Annotated in this window: 19 protein-coding genes, 3 tRNA genes and 1 pseudogene; 6 read left to right on the forward strand and 17 right to left on the reverse strand. The window is 60.5% G+C overall.

Annotated elements, in window-relative coordinates; translation table 11 throughout:
- Positions 1-11 precede the first annotated feature (11 nt).
- Complete coding sequence (locus tag M1D34_RS07165; protein ID WP_003528246.1) at positions 12-473, reverse strand: Lrp/AsnC family transcriptional regulator; 462 nt, start codon at positions 471-473, stop codon at positions 12-14.
- A gap of 157 nt (positions 474-630) precedes the next feature.
- Between M1D34_RS07165 and ald the strand changes: the two genes are divergently transcribed.
- The gene (ald, locus tag M1D34_RS07170; protein ID WP_003528258.1) at positions 631-1749 is read left to right on the forward strand and encodes an alanine dehydrogenase; all 1119 of its coding nucleotides are present in this window, start codon (positions 631-633) and stop codon (positions 1747-1749) included.
- A gap of 41 nt (positions 1750-1790) precedes the next feature.
- On the opposite strand, the gene M1D34_RS07175 is transcribed toward ald, so the two are convergent.
- The 5 genes from M1D34_RS07175 to M1D34_RS07195 all read right to left on the reverse strand — a co-directional run bounded on the left by M1D34_RS07175 (position 1791) and on the right by M1D34_RS07195 (position 5787).
- On the reverse strand, positions 1791-2258 hold the full coding sequence (locus M1D34_RS07175) for a DUF1203 domain-containing protein (RefSeq protein ID WP_015007521.1): 468 nt from the start codon (positions 2256-2258) through the stop codon (positions 1791-1793).
- A 101-nt stretch (positions 2259-2359) separates the two neighbouring features.
- Complete coding sequence (locus M1D34_RS07180; RefSeq protein ID WP_015007520.1) at positions 2360-2923, reverse strand: GNAT family N-acetyltransferase; 564 nt, start codon at positions 2921-2923, stop codon at positions 2360-2362.
- 5 nt (positions 2924-2928) lie between these two features.
- Entirely contained in the window at positions 2929-3792 is an 864-nt protein-coding gene (gene sseA / locus M1D34_RS07185; protein ID WP_498781368.1) for a 3-mercaptopyruvate sulfurtransferase, read from the reverse strand.
- A 197-nt stretch (positions 3793-3989) separates the two neighbouring features.
- Entirely contained in the window at positions 3990-4739 is a 750-nt protein-coding gene (locus tag M1D34_RS07190; RefSeq protein ID WP_010969351.1) for an alanyl-tRNA editing protein, read from the reverse strand.
- A gap of 7 nt (positions 4740-4746) precedes the next feature.
- Entirely contained in the window at positions 4747-5787 is a 1041-nt protein-coding gene (locus M1D34_RS07195) for a cysteine synthase A (protein ID WP_498781370.1), read from the reverse strand.
- 314 nt (positions 5788-6101) lie between these two features.
- Here M1D34_RS07195 and M1D34_RS07200 point away from each other — a divergent pair, with 314 nt between their 5' ends.
- On the forward strand, positions 6102-6950 hold the full coding sequence (locus tag M1D34_RS07200; protein WP_027990290.1) for an SDR family NAD(P)-dependent oxidoreductase: 849 nt from the start codon (positions 6102-6104) through the stop codon (positions 6948-6950).
- Here M1D34_RS07200 and M1D34_RS07205 read toward each other — a convergent pair.
- The 3 genes from M1D34_RS07205 to M1D34_RS07215 all read right to left on the reverse strand — a co-directional run bounded on the left by M1D34_RS07205 (position 6938) and on the right by M1D34_RS07215 (position 7757).
- The gene (locus M1D34_RS07205) at positions 6938-7264 is read right to left on the reverse strand and encodes an SMR family transporter (protein ID WP_003528293.1); all 327 of its coding nucleotides are present in this window, start codon (positions 7262-7264) and stop codon (positions 6938-6940) included. The genes M1D34_RS07200 and M1D34_RS07205 overlap by 13 nt on opposite strands.
- Positions 7261-7605 carry an SMR family transporter gene (locus M1D34_RS07210; RefSeq protein WP_010969347.1) on the reverse strand — a complete coding sequence of 115 codons (345 nt, stop codon included), beginning with the start codon at positions 7603-7605 and terminating at the stop codon, positions 7261-7263. The genes M1D34_RS07205 and M1D34_RS07210 overlap by 4 nt, the downstream gene beginning before the upstream one ends.
- Before the next feature lie 77 nt (positions 7606-7682).
- Positions 7683-7757 (reverse strand) — tRNA-Asn (locus M1D34_RS07215).
- 142 nt (positions 7758-7899) lie between these two features.
- On the opposite strand from M1D34_RS07215, the gene M1D34_RS07220 reads away from it, so the two are divergent.
- Positions 7900-8193, forward strand: a complete 294-nt coding sequence (locus M1D34_RS07220; protein ID WP_003528297.1) for a membrane protein — start codon at positions 7900-7902, stop codon at positions 8191-8193.
- Between the two features lie 47 nt (positions 8194-8240).
- Here the strand turns inward: M1D34_RS07220 and M1D34_RS07225 are convergent, their stop codons facing one another.
- Positions 8241-8588: a hypothetical protein gene (locus M1D34_RS07225; protein ID WP_027993600.1), complete on the reverse strand. Its 348-nt coding sequence runs from the start codon at positions 8586-8588 to the stop codon at positions 8241-8243.
- 400 nt (positions 8589-8988) lie between these two features.
- On the opposite strand from M1D34_RS07225, the gene M1D34_RS07230 reads away from it, so the two are divergent.
- Positions 8989-10068, forward strand: coding sequence for a calcium-binding protein (locus M1D34_RS07230; protein WP_014526762.1), 1080 nt, complete (start codon positions 8989-8991; stop codon positions 10066-10068).
- A 44-nt stretch (positions 10069-10112) separates the two neighbouring features.
- Here M1D34_RS07230 and M1D34_RS07235 read toward each other — a convergent pair.
- The 7 genes and pseudogenes from M1D34_RS07235 to M1D34_RS07265 form a co-directional block, all read right to left on the reverse strand.
- Positions 10113-10186, reverse strand: a tRNA-Cys gene (locus tag M1D34_RS07235).
- Positions 10187-10406: 220 nt separating this feature from the next.
- The gene (lexA, locus tag M1D34_RS07240) at positions 10407-11123 is read right to left on the reverse strand and encodes a transcriptional repressor LexA (RefSeq protein ID WP_003528303.1); all 717 of its coding nucleotides are present in this window, start codon (positions 11121-11123) and stop codon (positions 10407-10409) included.
- Between the two features lie 224 nt (positions 11124-11347).
- Complete coding sequence (locus M1D34_RS07245) at positions 11348-11512, reverse strand: hypothetical protein (protein WP_498781375.1); 165 nt, start codon at positions 11510-11512, stop codon at positions 11348-11350.
- Positions 11513-11621: 109 nt separating this feature from the next.
- A tRNA-Ala gene (locus tag M1D34_RS07250) sits at positions 11622-11697 on the reverse strand.
- Between the two features lie 181 nt (positions 11698-11878).
- Complete coding sequence (locus M1D34_RS07255; protein WP_498781377.1) at positions 11879-13411, reverse strand: DUF1254 domain-containing protein; 1533 nt, start codon at positions 13409-13411, stop codon at positions 11879-11881.
- Positions 13412-13486: 75 nt separating this feature from the next.
- Positions 13487-14970 (reverse strand): annotated as a pseudogene (locus M1D34_RS07260) (DUF1254 domain-containing protein).
- A 54-nt stretch (positions 14971-15024) separates the two neighbouring features.
- On the reverse strand, positions 15025-15480 hold the full coding sequence (locus tag M1D34_RS07265) for a hypothetical protein (protein ID WP_498781379.1): 456 nt from the start codon (positions 15478-15480) through the stop codon (positions 15025-15027).
- A 97-nt stretch (positions 15481-15577) separates the two neighbouring features.
- Here M1D34_RS07265 and M1D34_RS07270 point away from each other — a divergent pair, with 97 nt between their 5' ends.
- Together M1D34_RS07270 and M1D34_RS07275 are read left to right on the forward strand one after the other, a co-directional pair.
- A complete protein-coding gene (locus tag M1D34_RS07270) occupies positions 15578-16735 on the forward strand; it encodes a tyrosine-type recombinase/integrase (RefSeq protein ID WP_498781381.1) in 1158 nt (385 codons plus the stop codon).
- 341 nt (positions 16736-17076) lie between these two features.
- Entirely contained in the window at positions 17077-17277 is a 201-nt protein-coding gene (locus tag M1D34_RS07275; protein ID WP_498781383.1) for a helix-turn-helix transcriptional regulator, read from the forward strand.
- Positions 17278-17739 lie beyond the last annotated feature (462 nt).

The following is a 17739-nucleotide window of genomic DNA, read 5'->3' on the forward strand; positions in this document are numbered from 1 at the left end:
GCATCACGGTCTCAGATGCCGACATTGGGGCGATCGATGACCTCGCGAAGCGAAAAACTCGAATTGATCTTTACGACGTGCGGCAACGCCGAGAGCCAGTCGCGATGGATTCGCTCATAATCCTCCAGATCCTTCGCTGCCACGCGCAGGATGTAATCGTATTCCCCGGACATCAGGTAACACACGAGCACATTGGGGCAGAGCTTCACGGCGGCTTCGAACTCCGCAAGGGTCTTGGCGAACTGCCCGGAGAGCGAAATATGCACGATGACCATGATCCTGTAGTCGAGCGCCTTGTGGGCGATGCGCGCATGGTAACCGGCGATCGTCCCGGACTTTTCGAGAATATCGACCCGCCGCGAACAGGCCGACGGGGAGAGGCCGACCCTCCCGGCGAGGTCCGCGTTCGAAATTCGGCCATCCTGCTGCAGAATGCGCAGAATCGAACGATCGATAGCATCCAAGCCAGTCATTCGCATCTTCTTTCGAGCAGTGGCAATTTTGTGCAATAATCACCGAAATCAATGCATGGATGAGCACTTCTTTGCAAGGACATTCTGGATGCCATCTGCTTTGCTGGACCCCTCATCAACGCGGCGGAAAGCCCATAAATAGGAGAGGAACGCAAAGATGCGTGTCGGTTGCCCGAAGGAAATCAAAAACCATGAATACCGTGTCGGCCTTACGCCCGGATCAGTACGGGAATATGTAGCCCACGGCCACGAGGTCGTCGTGGAAACCAAGGCCGGGGCAGGGATCGGGGCCGATGACGACTCCTATCGCGCAGCCGGTGCAAGGATCGTACCGACAGCCAGAGAAGTCTTCGAAAAAGCGGACATGATCGTCAAGGTCAAGGAGCCGCAACCGTCCGAATGGGCGCAACTGCGCGAAGGCCAGATTCTCTACACCTATCTTCACCTCGCACCGGACCCGGAACAGACCCAGGGACTTCTCAAGTCCGGCGTCACGGCGGTCGCGTATGAGACCGTGACGGATGAGCGCGGCGGACTGCCGCTGCTTGCGCCGATGTCCGAGGTCGCGGGACGGCTTGCGATCCAGGCTGGCGCTACCTCGCTCCAGAAGGCAAATGGCGGCCGCGGAATCCTGCTCGGCGGGGTACCGGGGGTTCTTCCGGCCAAGGTCGCGATCATCGGTGGCGGCGTCGTCGGCCTGCATGCAGCCAAGATGGCTGCGGGTCTCGGGGCCGATGTTTCTATCCTGGACCGGTCGCTGCCGCGTCTGCGCCAACTCGACGATATCTTCAACGGCCGTGTCCATACGCGCTACTCGACGATCGATGCCTTGGAAGAGGAGGTCTTCTCCGCCGACATGGTGATCGGAGCGGTACTCATTCCCGGCGCTGCTGCGCCGAAGCTCGTCACACGCGAAATGCTGTCCGCCATGAAAAAAGGCGCCGTCATTGTCGATGTCGCGATCGACCAGGGCGGCTGCTTCGAGACGTCGCATGCGACGACGCACTCCGAACCTACCTATGAGGTCGAAGGCATCGTGCATTACTGCGTTGCGAACATGCCGGGGGCGGTGCCGATCACGTCGGCGCACGCGCTCAACAATGCGACACTCCAATACGGACTGCAGCTCGCCGACCGCGGCCTCAAGGCGATTGCCGAAGACCGGCATCTGCGCGCCGGGCTCAATGTCCACCGAGGCCGCGTCACCAATGCCGCCGTGGCCGAAGCGCTCGGCTACGACGCCCACGCTCCCGAGGCCGTCCTCCACGTCGCCTGACGCGCTGAACCGCCCGGCGCCATCATGCGCCGGGCTCCCGCTCAGGCCGCCTCGATGCGGCACTGGTAGCAGTTGTATTTTCCCGAGCGAACATGCACGAAGGCGACGTCCGGCCGTGCCAGCAATTCCATGGCCCGCTGCTCGAGGTACTCGGCATCAACGGCCCCGCCCGTGCCGTAGACGATGCGCTCATCTCCCCCGTAGCCGCGCAGAAGATAGCTCTTGCTGGATGCGAGTATCGGCGGCATGGCGTCACCGTCGTGAATGGCGCAATTTTCAGCGTGGATGAAGATCGGTCCCGTTTCGGCATAGGCCTGAACCGACGAAAACGGCCGGTAGGCGAGAACGAGATAAGGCTGGCCCTCATCGACATTGCGAAGGCAGTGCCGGCACGGCACGCCGTCGCCGTCCGAAATGCGCCGTTCGGGCTGGTCGCCATAGGCGTCCGGCCCGCCTTGCCTTAGCCGCTCCGCCTCTTCGACGGGCATTGCAACGTAGTTGAGTTTCATGGCGCTTCTCCCGATTGACTGAATTCAGGAGAAAGATGCGCACTTGTGTCTGGGAACGACACCCGATACTTGCCGAGCTTAGATCCGACATCCGAAAGCGTTCAGAGCTTCTTCGCGAAGGTGAGAAGTTCCTCGTCGCTCAGCGGCTCGACCACCGTCTCGCGCGTCGCGACCGGAGAAAAGCCGAACTGCTGGTAAAGCTGCAGCGCCCGGGGATGATCGAGATTGTTCGTCGTGACCGTAACCTTGCGCGGGTTCATGGCCCAGGCCGCAAACAAGGTCTGCAGCAAGAACCACTTGCCGAGTCCCAGGCCGAGCGCGTGCTCCATGAGCCCGAAATGGGTGAGGTCGATGACGTCATCGTCCAGTTGCTGGAATTCGAAGAAACCGGCCGGCGCACCGTCCACGTAAAGCACCATGACCGTCGTTCGCTTGTCGTGGAGAATAGCCGACAGATCGTCGTCGCTCATGCGCAGGCGCTCCGCCCAGTGCCAGCGCTTTCCGACACGCAGATAGAGAAAGCGGTAGTAGGCAAGCGGAATGTCCGAGACGCGCAGGATCGCCGTGTGGATGTTGATCGGCATCGGCAGGCTTTGCTTCGGCGGCGATGTCATCTCGAGTTCGGTCACGTGCGCCGTGATCGCGGCAGGCTTCGACCTTGGCATGGCTCTCACTCTTTACCAATTGCAACCGGGGTATCCGGCCGGCTACCCCATTCCGACCAGGAGCCATCATAAAGCGTATTGTCCTTATGTCCCAAGGATTGAAGCGCAAGCGTGATGATGGCGGCGGTTATGCCGGAGCCGCAGCTCGTGACGACCGGCTTCGTCAGGTCGATGCCGGCATCCTCAAAAGTTCGGCGCAGCGCATCGAGATCCTTGAACCTGCCCTTGTCGGAGAATACGCCCGAGGGCAGGCTCCTTGCACCTGGCATATGGCCCGACCGCATGCCCGCCCGCGGCTCCGGTTCCTCGCCGGCGAAGCGCCCGGCGCTGCGCGCATCGGCAATCTGAGAGAGCCGATGCTCGACCACATCCCTCATGCGCTCGAACGAGGTGACCGCGTTCGGGTTGAAGACTGCGTTGAAAGCCTGCGGGCTGGGTTTCGCAACCTCGGTCGTCGTTGGCCGGCCGTCCGCTTTCCAGCCGTCCATCCCGCCATCGAGAACGAAGACGTTCTCGGCGCCCATGATTCGGAACATCCACCAGACCCTCGGGGCGGTGAAGATCCCCGGGCCATCGTAGACGACGATCGTGTCGTTCTCGCTGATTCCCATTGCGCCCACGGCCTCGGAGAATGCCTCGGGAGAGGGCAGGGTGTGCGGCAGCGCGCTCGTCCGATCGGCGATCGCGTCCTGGTCGAAGAAGACCGTCCCGGGAATGTGCGCGGCGGCGTATTCGGCTTTCGCGTCGCGGTTCTGCGCCGGCAGATACCAGGCGGCATCGATTATCTTGACCGACGGATCATCGAGGCGCTGTTCAAGCCAATCCGCAGAAACGACAAAGCGGCTCTTGTTTTCGTTCTCACCATTCATCGTCGTCACTCCACTGGCTTGCTGATGTAAAAGAACAGTTCGCTGCCCGCGCTAAGGCCTGTTGAGATTCAGGATACCCGCCGCGACTTGTTTGATTCCCTCATCCCTGTGCTTGTCACAGGGATGACGGGAGGAGAGATTGCTGTCCTCCGGCACGGTTCCTAGGCCGCGCAACCGGCACTGAATCCCAACGGGCGCTAGACCGCAACCCCGTCTTCGGGCGTCGCGAAGCGTATACGGAAGCGCCTGTTTTCCTTGCCCTTCTTCTCGATCTTGGCAATGTGGATCGCACCCACTTCCTGCGTCTCGGAAACATGCGTTCCGCCGCAGGGCTGGCTGTCGATCGATGAATTCTCGCCGATGCAGACGAGACTGACCCGGCCAAGGCCCATCGGCGGGCGGACATTCTTCGACTTGACGATGCCCGGATTGGCGGCCAGCTCCTCGTCGGTGATCCACTGCACGTAGACCGGATGGTTCTCTTCGACGAGTTTCATCAGCCCTGCCGTGACCTCGTCCTTGTCGATCGTTTCGCTCATGTCGAAGTCCACGCGGCTTTCCTCCTCTCCCACGGCTGCGCCGGTGATCGGGAAGGGGCAGACGACCGACAGCAGATGGCAGGCCGTGTGCATGCGCATCAGCCGGTAGCGGCGCGGCCAGTCGATGTGCAGCACCAGCTTCTCGCCGACCGCCGGCACGGGCGCGCCATCGGCGGACATGTGAACGATGACGTCCTTGTTCGCGCCATGCCGTGTTTCGACGATGTCGATGCGGCTGCCGTCTTCGCGCTCGAGGAAACCCGTGTCACCCGGCTGCCCGCCGGATGTCGCATAAAAGCAGGTCTGATCGAGCTCGATGCCGCCGCCTTCCAGGATTGCCGTCACGCGTGCTTCGCAGGTCGAGAGGTAAAAATCGTCTCGAAAGAGGGCGGTGACGGTTCCGGTCATGGCAATCCTATCCAGCGGGTTCGTATGGCACTGCTATGTTCGAAGTGGTCTTCAGCCAGTCCGGAACCGGCAGCCCCTTGGAGGTCAGGAAGTCCGGATTGAAGAGCTTCGACTGATAGCGGTTACCATAGTCGCAGAGGATCGTCACGATCGTGTGTCCCGGCCCGAGGTCCCGGGCAAGCCGCACGGCGCCGGCGATGTTGATGCCGGTCGAGCCGCCGACGCAAATGCCTTCCTTTTCGATGAGATCGAAGACGTAGGGCACCGCTTCCGCATCCGGAATCTGGTAGGCGAAGTCCGGCGTGAAGTCTTCGAGGTTGGCGGTGATTCGGCCCTGACCGATGCCTTCGGTGATCGAGCTGCCGCTCGACTTGAGTTCGCCATGGGCATAAAAATTGTAGAGTGCGGCCCCCTCAGGGTCGGCGATGCCGATCTTGATCGCCGCATTGCGGGCGCGCAATCCTTCCGCCACGCCGGCAAGCGTGCCGCCGGAGCCGACGGCGCAGATGAAGCCGTCGACCTTGCCGTCGGTGTCGAGCCAGATTTCAGGCGCGGTCGTCTCGACATGCGCTTGCCGGTTGGCGACATTGTCGAACTGGTTCGCCCAGATGGCGCCGTTCGGCTCGGTTTCGGCGAGTTGGGCCGCCAACCGGCCGGAGATCTTCACGTAGTTGTTGGGATTCCTGTAAGGCACAGCCGGAACTTCGACCAGTTCGGCCCCAAGCAGGCGCAGCGCGTCCTTCTTTTCCTGGCTCTGGGTTTCGGGAATGACGATGACGGTGCGGTATCCAAGTGCGCTGCCGACAACGGCAAGGCCGATCCCCGTATTGCCGGCCGTACCTTCGACAATCACGCCGCCCGGCCGCAACTGGCCGGCCTTTTCGGCCTGGCGGATGATCCAGAGCGCTGCCCGGTCCTTTACGGACTGCCCGGGATTGAGGAACTCCGCTTTGCCGAGAATGTTGCAGCCGGTCGCTTCGGACACGGCCTTGAGCCGGATCAGCGGCGTATTGCCGATTGCTTCGAGCACGGACGGAAGAACAGGCATATTGAAAACCTCGCGCTGGACGGAACGGATGCCGGCATTAGCCAAGCACTAACCTCGGTCGACGGCAAGCCGATGAACATTTGGTTTCATGGGCAGGATCGCCGAAATATTGGCGTGTTTTCGGCTCAGTCTGTCCTACAGGCAAGGAATAGCGTTTCGCAGCTTTCCTGTCCCGGGCAAAAAACGTCTCTGCCGTCAATCGACGGGCGGGAAGCGGAGATTGCGGGGCAGGCGCTTGCCGTCCGGAGAGGTATAGGGACCGACCGCTTATGCGGCGGCCCCGGTGAGAACCCCCGTCGACGAGCGAGGAAAAGATGACAGCTGTATTCACCGCCCGCCCCGAACATGGATTGGCATGGATCACCGGTGCAAGTTCCGGCATCGGTCGCGCCGTGGCGCTTCGATTGGCCGAGGAAGGCTATTCCGTGGTCGTCACGGCGCGAAGTCACGAGAAGCTGGTAGACCTTCAGCACCAGGCGGCCGGACCGGGGCGGATGATCGTTCTCGATGGAGACGTCACCGATCCGAAGGACATGGAGCGGCTGCTGGCCAAAATCGAATACGAGCACGGGCAGGTGGCACTCGCCGTCCTCAACGCCGGCGTCGCCCTCCCGGTCCGTGGCGACGACCTGCGTCGGGAGCCCTTCGACAGGAGCTTCGCCGTCAATCTCAACGGCGTCGTCAACTGTCTCGTACCGCTTGTCGAGCATATGAAGACCAAGGGGCATGGACAGATCGCGATCATGTCGTCGGTGGCCGGCTATGGCGGCTTGCCGATGAGCGCCGCCTACGGTGCGAGCAAGGCGGCGCTCATCAACATGGCGGAGAGCCTGAAATTCGACCTCGATCGCATCGGCATCCGCTTGCAAGTCATCTGTCCCGGATTCGTGGATACGCAGGCTGCACCGAAAGGCGGTTTCCCGAGACCCGCGCTGGTGAGCACGCAGGAGGCGGCAGACCGGATATGCGCCGGCCTGAAGTCTTCGCGTTTCGAGATCACCTTCCCCAAACGATTTACGTACCTGGTCAAATTGCTGCGTATCCTGCCCTATGGGCTTTATTTCGCGCTTCTCGACCGGCTGGTACCGGGAAGGGCAGCCGTGGCTGCGGTTCCAAAGAACAAGCGCTCAGGCTCCGACGGACAGCCGCGTCAGGCGGTATGAAGCACCAGCACCGCGCCGAAAATCAGTGACAGTCCAAGCCAGCCGACCGGTTTCAGCCTCTGGCCGAAGAAAAGGCGGCCGCAGATGGCCGTACCGAAGATTCCGGTTGCGCCGAGAAGGGCATAGGCGACCGCCAGGTCCATATCCTTGATCGCTTCCGCCAGCAGCGCGAACGCCGCAAGCACCAAGACGATCGAAAGGGCACCCCAGCCGCGGCGGGCAAAGCCGTTCGACTTCGTCGAGGCGAGATTCGCCGCCACATCGAGCACGCCGGCGGCGATCGCGAATGCGAAGGAGAGACCCGACGCGCTCATGCGGCGGCTTCCTCCGCATCGCTCCTGCCGGCATTGAGGAGAAGTATTCCCGCAACAGCCATCGCGAGGCCCAGCATCTCGCGGCCGGAGAGCGCATGGCCGAAAACGAAAACAGAGACGAGCGTTATCACGGCGACGCCGGATCCTTCCCAGACGGCATAGGCGACGCCAACCGGAATGGTCTTCACCGCTCGTGCCAGGAAGACGTAGGAGAGCGCGATCGAGGCATACATGACCACATGCCCCCAATAGGAGCCGGAGCCGGATGCCGCCTTCATCACGGTCAGGCCGACGACCTCGGTCGCGATCGCGAGGACCAGGAAAAGCCATGCAAGACGCATGAGGAAACCTACGAGAAATCAGCCCGACAAAATGAAAAGAGCCATTCGGGCTTTGCCGCGAATGGCTCTTTCGAAACTGGCTCCCCGGGCCGGATTCGAACCGGCGACCTATCGATTAACAGTCGAGTGCTCTACCGCTGAGCTACCAGGGATCATCTGCGCCGCAGAAGTGAGGCTGCTAATACAAATGCTTTTCCGATTTGCCAAGCGGTTTTTCAAAAAAAATGACGGTAGGCGGTTGCCGCCCTGTGGAGAAGGCACCAACTGTGGGGTCATTGGTACGAAAGAAGAGTGATGGCGACCGAAGGCAAGAAGAAGCATTTTGGCATCGATCCCAAGACGCGTGAGATCGTGCTTGGCAAATGGCGGATGAGCCTGCCCAATTCGCCGGCATTGCGCGTCCTCATCGGCGTTCTGCTCGTCTTCGGCGGTGTGCTCGGTTTTCTACCGATCTTGGGCTTCTGGATGGTTCCTCTGGGCCTGCTCGTGCTTTCGCACGACATTCCCTCGATGCGCCGACGGCGGCGCAAGCTGGCCGTATGGTGGGCCCGATGGCGGAGCAAGCCGAACTCGTCCGGCAAGTCCTGAGAGGTGGACCTCGCGAAGAGTCCACCAGCATGCGGATGCAGCGCATGTTAGTCGTCGGAATTGCCCGGCTTTCGACGCCGTTTGGGCAGGAGGGCGACAATGACGCAGGCGAGGACCAAAGCGACCGGCCAGAAGTCGGTCGCCTGATCCCAACTCCACCTCCACATTTCATAACCCTCTAGGTGAGGCGGCGGCAGCTTTGCGCTGATCTCGAAATCACGTTTTTCGCGGCCGTGAAAGTGTCCGATGGCGAAGGCGAGGCCGATGATCAGCGCCAACCTTCTCGGTGCAATCACCATGAACAGCAGGGCGACGACTGCTGCAATACAGACGCCCTCGGCCACATGCCCGAGCCAATCGAAGTGGCGCTGAATGTAGCCCCAAGGAATATCCATCACATCGCGCTGCGAGTGCCGCCCTCCCGATGAGGCCGGCCGACGGGACGCTATAGCACAACCGCCGATCACGAGACCACATGGTCCTCCGGGTATCTCTCTTCGTGGACGTCGTCCGGAGCGTGGGCAACCTCTTCCGTCTTTCAGCATCCGGACGCGGAACTTCACCGGAAAGTACAACCTGTAGTTAATCCGAAGTGGTCAATGGACAGGAACATCGCGTTCGGCAACATTAGAGCACTTTCAGGAAAAGTGTGGACGGTTTTCCGTGCGGAAGGGCGTATTTTCAAAGCGTTAGCCCGCTCGTCACTCCGACGAGGCCGGACGAGATCGACGCCCCCAAGGCCGTCCGGGTCCCCAAGACGAGCATCACCTGCTTTGCAGCACTGTGGAGAGAAAAATGGCGCATCTGATCGGTGGCATCGCCCCTTGGCTCGGGCTCGACAACCACATCTTCGGCACGAACGATCCGGACATTGTCTTCGGAGACCCATTCACGACCGACAATAGCCTGGGAGTCTTCGAAATCGGCGGCTTCCTGTCTTCGGGGCAGGGTGGCCGCGACAGCCTTGACGGGCACGGAGGCGACGACACGCTCTTCGGCGACGCTTGGGCGATCTCCGATCAGGGGCGTGGTGGCGACGACCAGCTCGACGGCGGCGCCGGCGACGACACGCTGTACGGCGATGCCTTCTCGATCGATGTGAGTGACTCCGCGATCGTCGCCGGAGGGAACGATCGTCTCTCGGGCGGCAAAGGCAACGATACACTCTACGGCGATGGCTACAATTGCCTCAGAGGACGTGGTGGCGACGACTGGCTCGACGGCGGCGCCGGAGACGATATTCTCTCGGGCGACGCTTTCTCCCTCGGCGATTTTTTCGTTGGCGGGAACGATCGGCTCCAGGGCGGAGAGGGCCATGACAAACTCTACGGAGATGGCCTCGACCAGGGCGTCGTGGAATCCGGCATCGGCGGCGACGACCACCTCTATGGTGGTTCTGGCAACGACTTTCTTGTTGGAGATGTTCTTTTCTCACGTGGCGGCAGTGGCGGCAACGACCTGCTCGACGGAGGCAAAGGCGACGATGTCCTGTATGGCGATGCAGAGGTCGGCGTGGACACCGCGGGTGGGGACGACCTCTTGATTGGCGGCGCCGGTAACGATCAGCTCTGGGGCGATGGCCGACTTACCGCAGCCTTCGCGGTCGAGACCGGTGCCGATCAGTTCCTGTTTGCGCGGAACAGTGGGCGGGATGAGATCTTCGACTTCGAATTGGACAAGGACATCATCCAAATCGCCGGCTATGGCTACGACGACTTCGCCGATTTTCTGTCCAACATCGGCGACGATGCTGACGGGAACGCTGTCCTGCAGCTGAATGGCACGGTCGATCAGGTCACTCTGATCGGCATCCACGCTGCCGACCTCAGCGCTGCCAACTTCGTCTTTGCGAATGCGGATTTCGCCCTCGTCTGACGAGGGGAAGTTTGTCGGTAACAAAGCTGATCAGGTGTGGCTTTTGGAGGCCTCGGCCGGAATTGAACCGGCGTACAAGGATTTGCAGTCCTCTGCGTCACCACTCCGCCACGAGGCCTCTACGATTTGCGTTTTCAAATCGTGGCGCGGATTTAGAATGATTGACCGCAATCCGCAAGAGGGTACATTTGGAATAGGGACTTTTTTATTCTGTATAAATGTGTCTTCCGTTCTATGACCGGGCGTGGTCATAGCGTCCCAAGGCGCAATACTCCCACGTCAGCGCTTTGAAATTGCGTACTTTCGTAGGAAGCGGCTGCGCACCTGGTCAGGAAGCTCTAATGATAGCGCCGGATGAGGCCGACGAGCCTGCCTTGGATCTTGACCCGGTCCGGACCGAATATGCGTGTTTCGTAAGCCGGATTGGCGGCCTCCAGCGCAATAGAGGCGCCCTTGCGACGGAATCGCTTCAGGGTTGCTTCCTCGTCGTCGATCAGCGCGACGACGATATCCCCGGGGCTGGCGGTGCTTCCGTTCCGGATGATCACCGTATCGCCATCGAGGATGCCGGCCTCGATCATCGAATCGCCCTTGATCTCGAGAGCGTAGTGCTCGCCGCTGCCGATCATTTCAACCGGTACGGATATATCGTGCATATTGTTCTGGATTGCCGAAATCGGCACACCGGCGGCAATGCGGCCCATGACCGGAACGGCGACCGATGCGGCCTCGGCCGGCGGCGCCGGTTTCGGTGCGGGGGGCGGCGCAGCAGGCTTGCCCAGACTGCCTTCGATCACGCTCGGCGAAAAGCCGCGGCGGACCTGCGAAGCGCCCGCATAGGCCTCCGGCAGCTTGATGACTTCGAGGGCCCGGGCGCGATTAGGTAGCCGGCGAATGAACCCACGCTCTTCGAGTGCGGTGATCAAACGGTGGATGCCCGATTTGGACGCAAGGTCCAAGGCGTCCTTCATCTCGTCGAAGGACGGCGGGACCCCGGATTCCTTCATTCGTTCGTGAATGAACAGAAGCAATTCCTGTTGCTTGCGGGTCAGCATGGCGTCACTCCAGAATCGCGAAACAAATCAAGAACAGAACCTATCTGTTCCATATGTGTTCCGCAAGTGCCTAAAATTCCGTGAATTTCGCTTGCTGTTGAATGCCGATCCGCCCCGCGATCCGGCGTGTCGATGGCGATCGCTCGGAATTCGGGGCAGGGGCCGATACGCTCTCGCATGTTTTGGGCTTACGGCGGGCGGCGCAGTCGGTCGCCTATGCAATGCTAATAGGCAAGGCGCAGTCCGCCCGGCGTAAGAACGTCGAATTCAGGCTCGGGATAAGGCCCGTACCACTGGGTGTAGGTCGTGTTGGTCGAGCCTGTGCTGGCGCACCCCGAAAGGGCGAAGAGGGAAAAAATTACGGCTGCCACGAAAGATTTAACAGGCATGTTTTTCTCCACTCGCGGGAGTTGCCCAGACCTCGAACGGGTCAGACTAAAACTTTCTCTCAAATCAGCTTTTTTGGCAAGCAGCGAGCCGGCAGGGAGGACTGGTGGATGGTGGAGCCGAAGGGAGTCGAACCCTCGACCTCCGCAGTGCGATTGCGGCGCTCTCCCAACTGAGCTACGACCCCACTGGTCAACGATTGTATAAGAGTTTTCGGCCGACCGCGCCAGTGCATTCCACTTGCCGAATGCATCGCAATACAAAGATGAGACTGACAACTGCAAGCCGCGTCGGTGCCCGCCGGCCGGCAGATAGGGCGGAGTGCAAGATCACGAACACACAACGCCACTATCGGCTTTCAGCACTGGCTATTGAGCGATCGCGGGCGGCTGCCAAGAGCCATCGAGAATTGCCTCTTTGCCCCAATAGGCGCGGATGTAGAGCGAGAACTTCCCGTCCGGCGCGGGCAGCCAGTTGTTTTCCTTGTCGCCCCCAGGCGACTTCGCGCCTGCGTAGAGGGTAAGCGAACCGTCGGAGTTGCGCTTTAGGTTCTTGTTCTTGGTGCCGAGTGAGTAGCGTTTGAGGTCGTTCGCGTGGAAGAGATGCTTGTCGTTGTACAGGGTCAATGACCAGAAGCCGTTGACCGGCGGCTCCTGCCCGGCCGGGAAGGTGATTGCATAGCTGCCGCTGCCGCTGAGTTCTCCGCCCGCGCCGTCGTGGTCGGTGTAGAAATATTGCGTCTCGTTCGGCCGGTTGTCGAACATGTTCGATTTTGCCGTTCCGGTCCGGTTGAAATAGTCGACGCCGAACTGCGCATTGTTGGTCGAACGGTTCCATCCGTTCCCGGCCGGACGTCCGTTGTGCTTCCACTGGAAGAACGGCTGGATGACCTTGTCTTCGGTCTCGACCGCGGTCGCAACCAGCACCTTTTTCAGTTCGGGGTCCTTGGACGCTGCATCGAGCAGCAGGCGGAATTGGCCGTAGAGAGCCTCCTCGCCCGGCAACGGATCGACAGTGTCGAGAACCTCGCCGAACTGATCGAAGAACTTATCCGGAACCACCCATTTGGTTTCCTCGCCAGACGATGCCGGTCCGGGAATGTCCGGGACCTTGGCCCATTCGATCGTCTTCATCTCTCCGTCGAAATCCTTCAGCGGATAAGCGACGACCTGGTTGATGACCTCTTGAATCGCTTTCCTGTCCTCGGGCGTGTCGTCCTGGAAGACCCTGGGAATGGCGTTGGCGAGCGAGGTAGGGGAGCGCAAAACATCTGTGATCCCGTCCGGTTTCAGGCCGCTCCACCTCGGACCGGCGAGCAGGTAGAATCCGGGCTTCGAGCCATATGGTTTGCCTAGATGACCGAACTGGTCGGTGCGTGCGTCGTACAAAGCATAGACCCAGAAACGGTCGCCGAAATCCGGCACCTGAATCACGACCGGCTCTTCATCAAGCGCGAAGAAGCCCAAGCCGTAGACGACATCCTGGTTCGGGCACGTGACGAAAGTTTCCGACGGCTCAATGTAGTCGTTGAGCATCGCGATCTGGCCCCGCGGTGCGGCGGGCAGGACGCCGTTGAGGTGGCCCGGTTCCGGTGCCTGAGTGATCGCCGCCCTGCGGTTGATCATGTTAACCATCGGCCAGCCCCAGACGTAGGCCATCTGCGCAACCGTTCTTGCATAGTCGGGAGACATCACGATACCCGTGGCGGGTTGCGTAACAGTTGCGGATGCGGCGTGCTGCTGTGCCTGCGCCGCATTGGCCGTGACGGCGACCGAGGCCGCCGTCACGGCGGCGGGAACCGCCGCTCCAGCGCTCACCGCTGCCAGCGATGCCGCACCCATGCCGCCCTTCATCAAGTCGCGCCGGGTGATGTCGAGTTGATCATTGAAACTCGTTTTCATAGCATATTCCTCTGTTGAATCGCTCCGGTTGGGCACTTGGACATGGGCGCGTTTCGTTGGGGACGCGCCCCGACCTCACTCCACCCTGACCACATCATCCGGCTTCCAGGTCTGATCGAAGAACTCGACGCCGGTTCCGTAGAGACGCAGCGCTATCAGGAAATTCCGGCCGCCGACGGTCTGGATCCAGTTCGAGTCCTGCGCGTCGGCAGGTTTTTCCGGTCCGAACCACAGGTCCACCGAGCCGTCCTGGTTCGTCGCGACCTTGTTGAAGCCGTTGATGGACGGCATCAGCTGCGGCGCTTCCACCATCGTGCCGTCGGTGATGTTGTAGGCGGTAACTGCCCAGAACAGGGCAGCCGGCGGATTGGGTGGCAAATGCAGCCTGTAGGTGCTGGTGCCGCTGAGGAACTCGCCCGCGGCATCTCGGTATGCAACCGGGTATTTGGAACCTGCCCCTAGCGTCCGCATGACCATTGCCGGAGCCGATGAATAGGCAACCTGGAAATAGCCAGCCCGCTGGTCGACATCGAGATAACTGTCCTGGAGCCATTCGGACGTGCCGCTGGCCCAGACATTTTCATACTGCCTGTCGGTGTAGTAGCGATTGCGTCCGTCCGGTCGGCCGAGCTGGCGCTGCGCCAAGATCATCTTGGGCGCTGTCTCGACCGCCTTTTTCAAGAGTTCCTGCTGCTTCCCGGTCGGCTCGAAGGGCCCTTGATGATGCCGATCGATGCCAGCACACCGCGCAGTTCGGAATCGATCGCCGAGACCGGCTCGTGGTCGACGAACTCCTTCAACTTGGTCCAGTAGGCGTTATCGACCGGATACATCATGTTGATGCGCTTGCCGCTGCCGTTAGGAAACTGCATCGGCTTGACGTCTTTCTCGGGCGTCCAAAGCGGATAGACGCGCGTCTGCTCCGCGAGCGCCACGGCGGGCTTGGGGTCCGGACCGTTTTCGCCCTTCACCATGATCGTCCGGAAGAACAGAAAGACATTGTAGGTCTTCGCTTTGAACGCGAAGTAGCCCTGCGGAACCTCGCCGTCATAATCAGGCGGCAGCAGGAGGTAGAGGCCGCCGCGCGCGCGATCCGGTCCAATCAGTCCGACATCCGTGATCGTACGCTGGAAGAAATCGGTAAACATGCCGATGACGTTGGGTGGCGCGGCGACGACGAGCGGGCCGGTTTCCTTCAGGTCGAGATAGCTCATCGAGTAGATTACGTCGGCGTTCGGTGTCGGCACCCACGTGCGCGAGTCCATCCGGTCCTTCCAGATTGGCAGGATGTTGTAGCCTTTACCGAATGTCGCCTCCGAACCGTCGCGCATACCGATCACGTTCAGCGCCTGAAGCATGGTTATGTAGGCATGGATCGCGCGTTGATAGTAGAGTTCGTCGCGCAGCGACTCCGCTTCCTCCTGCGGAAGCCAGTTGCCGTTGCCGATCTGCGTCACAAGCGGTGGTGCGGCCTGATCCTGCGCATTGACAGAGGAGGTGACGACCGTCGCCGAACAAAGCATTGCAGCGACGATCAAGTTCGCACGTTTTCTGGTCATGATTTCAACCTCGGTCGACTCCGGAAGACGCCACTGGGACGGATCAACCAAAGACTAGTACGAGCGCGAACCGTCTGGCAGTTGGACCATGGGGCAATGCGGCAGCTGGTTCGCATAGCGCGAGGGCGGGTAGCCGCCGAGAAATCCGCTTCCGTAGACGCCAGTCGCTTGTGATTGCCGCGCGGAAGACGTGGGGCGGTGTAAAGTTGATCGACTCCGCCACTGCATAGCGGCACCCCCATTCGGGGATTTTTTGTCTGAGCCGAAAACTCCAATGTGCGAATTCAAGTGCGTGGATGGAAACAGCAACTGCTGAATGACGTCGCCCAGCTTCAGCGCCCGATGGCGGGCAATGCTGAGGTGTTTGCAGGCATAGCGAACATTGAAGGCGGATAGGGCGGAGCTTTTGAACGACAGTCCGGCACGCCCGCCAACAATGCCACGTCGGCGAGTGAGCGTCACGTTGATGGCGGACAGGGTGTCCGCTGTTCCGCCGTTTTCTTGGAACATTCGGCCTGTATCCTGCTGTTGTTTCTCATAAATTCCGTATGTTCCGTTTGTCCGTTATGATAACCGTTGCAGAAATATGGGTTAGGCGGAGACTTTTATGGCGCGTAATAAGCTCTCAGAGACGAAAATAAAATCGCTGGCCAAGCCCGGTATCTACGGCGACGGCGAGGGCCTTTATCTGCGGGTCCAAAAGGGCGGCAGCAAGAACTGGGTGTTCATCTTTCGACGCGGAGACAAACGCAATGAGGTCGGGCTAGGCGGCTACGGGCAGGGCACTGCACCCGTCTCGCTGTCGCTTGCGCGAGAGAAGGCGGAAGCTATTCGGCAACAGCTTGCTCGAGGCGAGGATCCCCGGGCAGATCGCATCTCGACCAAACCCAAGACGTTTGCAGACTGCATGGAGGCATTGATCGAGACGAAGGAAAAGGAGTGGACGAACGACAAGCACGCGGACCAATGGCGAATGACCCTACGGGAGTACGCAAAGCCGCTGCACGACATGCCTGTGGCGGACATCGTCATGGGCGACGTCAAGGACTGCCTTCTGCCGCATTGGCACGAGAGGCCAGAGACGGCTGACAGGCTGCGGTCGCGGATCCAGGCTGTGATTGACTATGCAATCGCGCACGAGTGGCGAACTGCGGGGAACCCAGCGCGCTGGAAGGGGTTGCTCGACAAGGTTATGCCGCGCCGCCAGAAACTCCAGCGCGGGCACCATGCAGCGCTCGCATACGCGCAAGCTCCGCAGTTAATCGCAAAGCTAAAAGAATCATCTGGTACGGCAGCGAGGGCAGTCGAATTCCTGACTCTGACGACCACCCGCACACGTGAGGGTAGGGAGGCGCTATTTACGGAGGTGGATGTCGAGGCGAAGACTTGGACGGTGCCAGCCGAGCGAATGAAAGCTGGAAAGGAGCATGTCGTCCCGCTTTGCGATCGCGCGTTGGCGATCGTCGAAATCATGCGGCAGCAAGCGACTGGCCCGTATATCTTCGGCGGCGAGAGGCCGGTGTCCAGTACGGCGATGACGAAGGCCTTGCGGCTGGCCTCCCCAGACAAAGCCGCAACACTCCATGGCCTGCGGAGCATGTTTCGAGACTGGGCAGGCGACTGCACAGACTATCCACGCGAGATTGCTGAGGCCGCACTTGCCCACTCTGTTGGAAACGAAGTCGAGCAAGCTTATCGTCGAGGCTCGGCGCTGGAGAAGCGCAGGTCTCTGATGTACGACTGGGCGACATACCTCGGTTGTTGACGAGCGCTGTAAACAAAATCGGTCAAGTTCTTTATTTCGCGTATTTTTCAGTCGAACACTTGGACTTTTCGGCTGTTTACAGTTATATGTACTGCATCAGGACGTTGTGGTGGCGTTCTTGATGCGCGGGGTGGTGCCCGCACAAAGTGCCGGTCAAATCCGGCTTGGTCCTTCGGGGCCAACATCGCGGCCAAGGCCGCCGGCAAAAGCGCGTCCGTGTCGCGTGGCGTCTTAGACGTCGATCAACGTCAACCCGGCGTTCCGCCGGTCACCGAACCTTCTCAATCAAACCGATCGCAACGACGCTTGGAATCCGTTCCGCGTCGAGAAGAGGAGACACCATGGTCGCTGCAAATGACAATTATGCGCTTATCTCGCTCAAGGACACCTGTTTCCTTACGAGCATGTCGAAGACGATGATTCATCGCCTTCGATCCGAAGGCCGCTTTCCGGCCGCCGTGCCCTTGGGTGAGAAGCGAATCGCGTTCGTGCGCACGGAAGTGCACGATTGGATTAGCGGCCGGATCGCTGCCCGCGCCTAATCGCTAACGATCGCCGGCCGACGCCGGTTATTTCCCCAGCAACACACCACAATTATCAACCATTGCCGACCGGCCGCGCGCCGGCGAGGAGGATTTTTGCGTATTTCTACCGCAACAAAGGGGCCATCCCTGACCGAAGTTCTCGCATTTACAATCATTGAATCAGCGGAGGATGTCGCCCGAGTCGAACGCGCGGCCGCAAACCGCATGGCGTCTGTCCGCGGATGGGTGGGATGGCGTGTCGTGACAGTTGATGTCGAGAACGATGCTGATGAGCTCGTTCGTTTAAAGGTCTATGCCGAGCCTGTTGGTGCAGGATATCGCCCCGACGCGGTGACTTATGAGTTTCTCGTTGACGAGAGGGGCACCCGGCGGTCTGCGCGCTTGGACGCGTTCTTTTGTGCCTGCGGCATCCGCGAACGCGTCGAGGACACTCGCGAGATAGAGGGCAGGTACTTCGCT

Source organism: Ensifer sp. D2-11 (assembly GCF_054161295.1).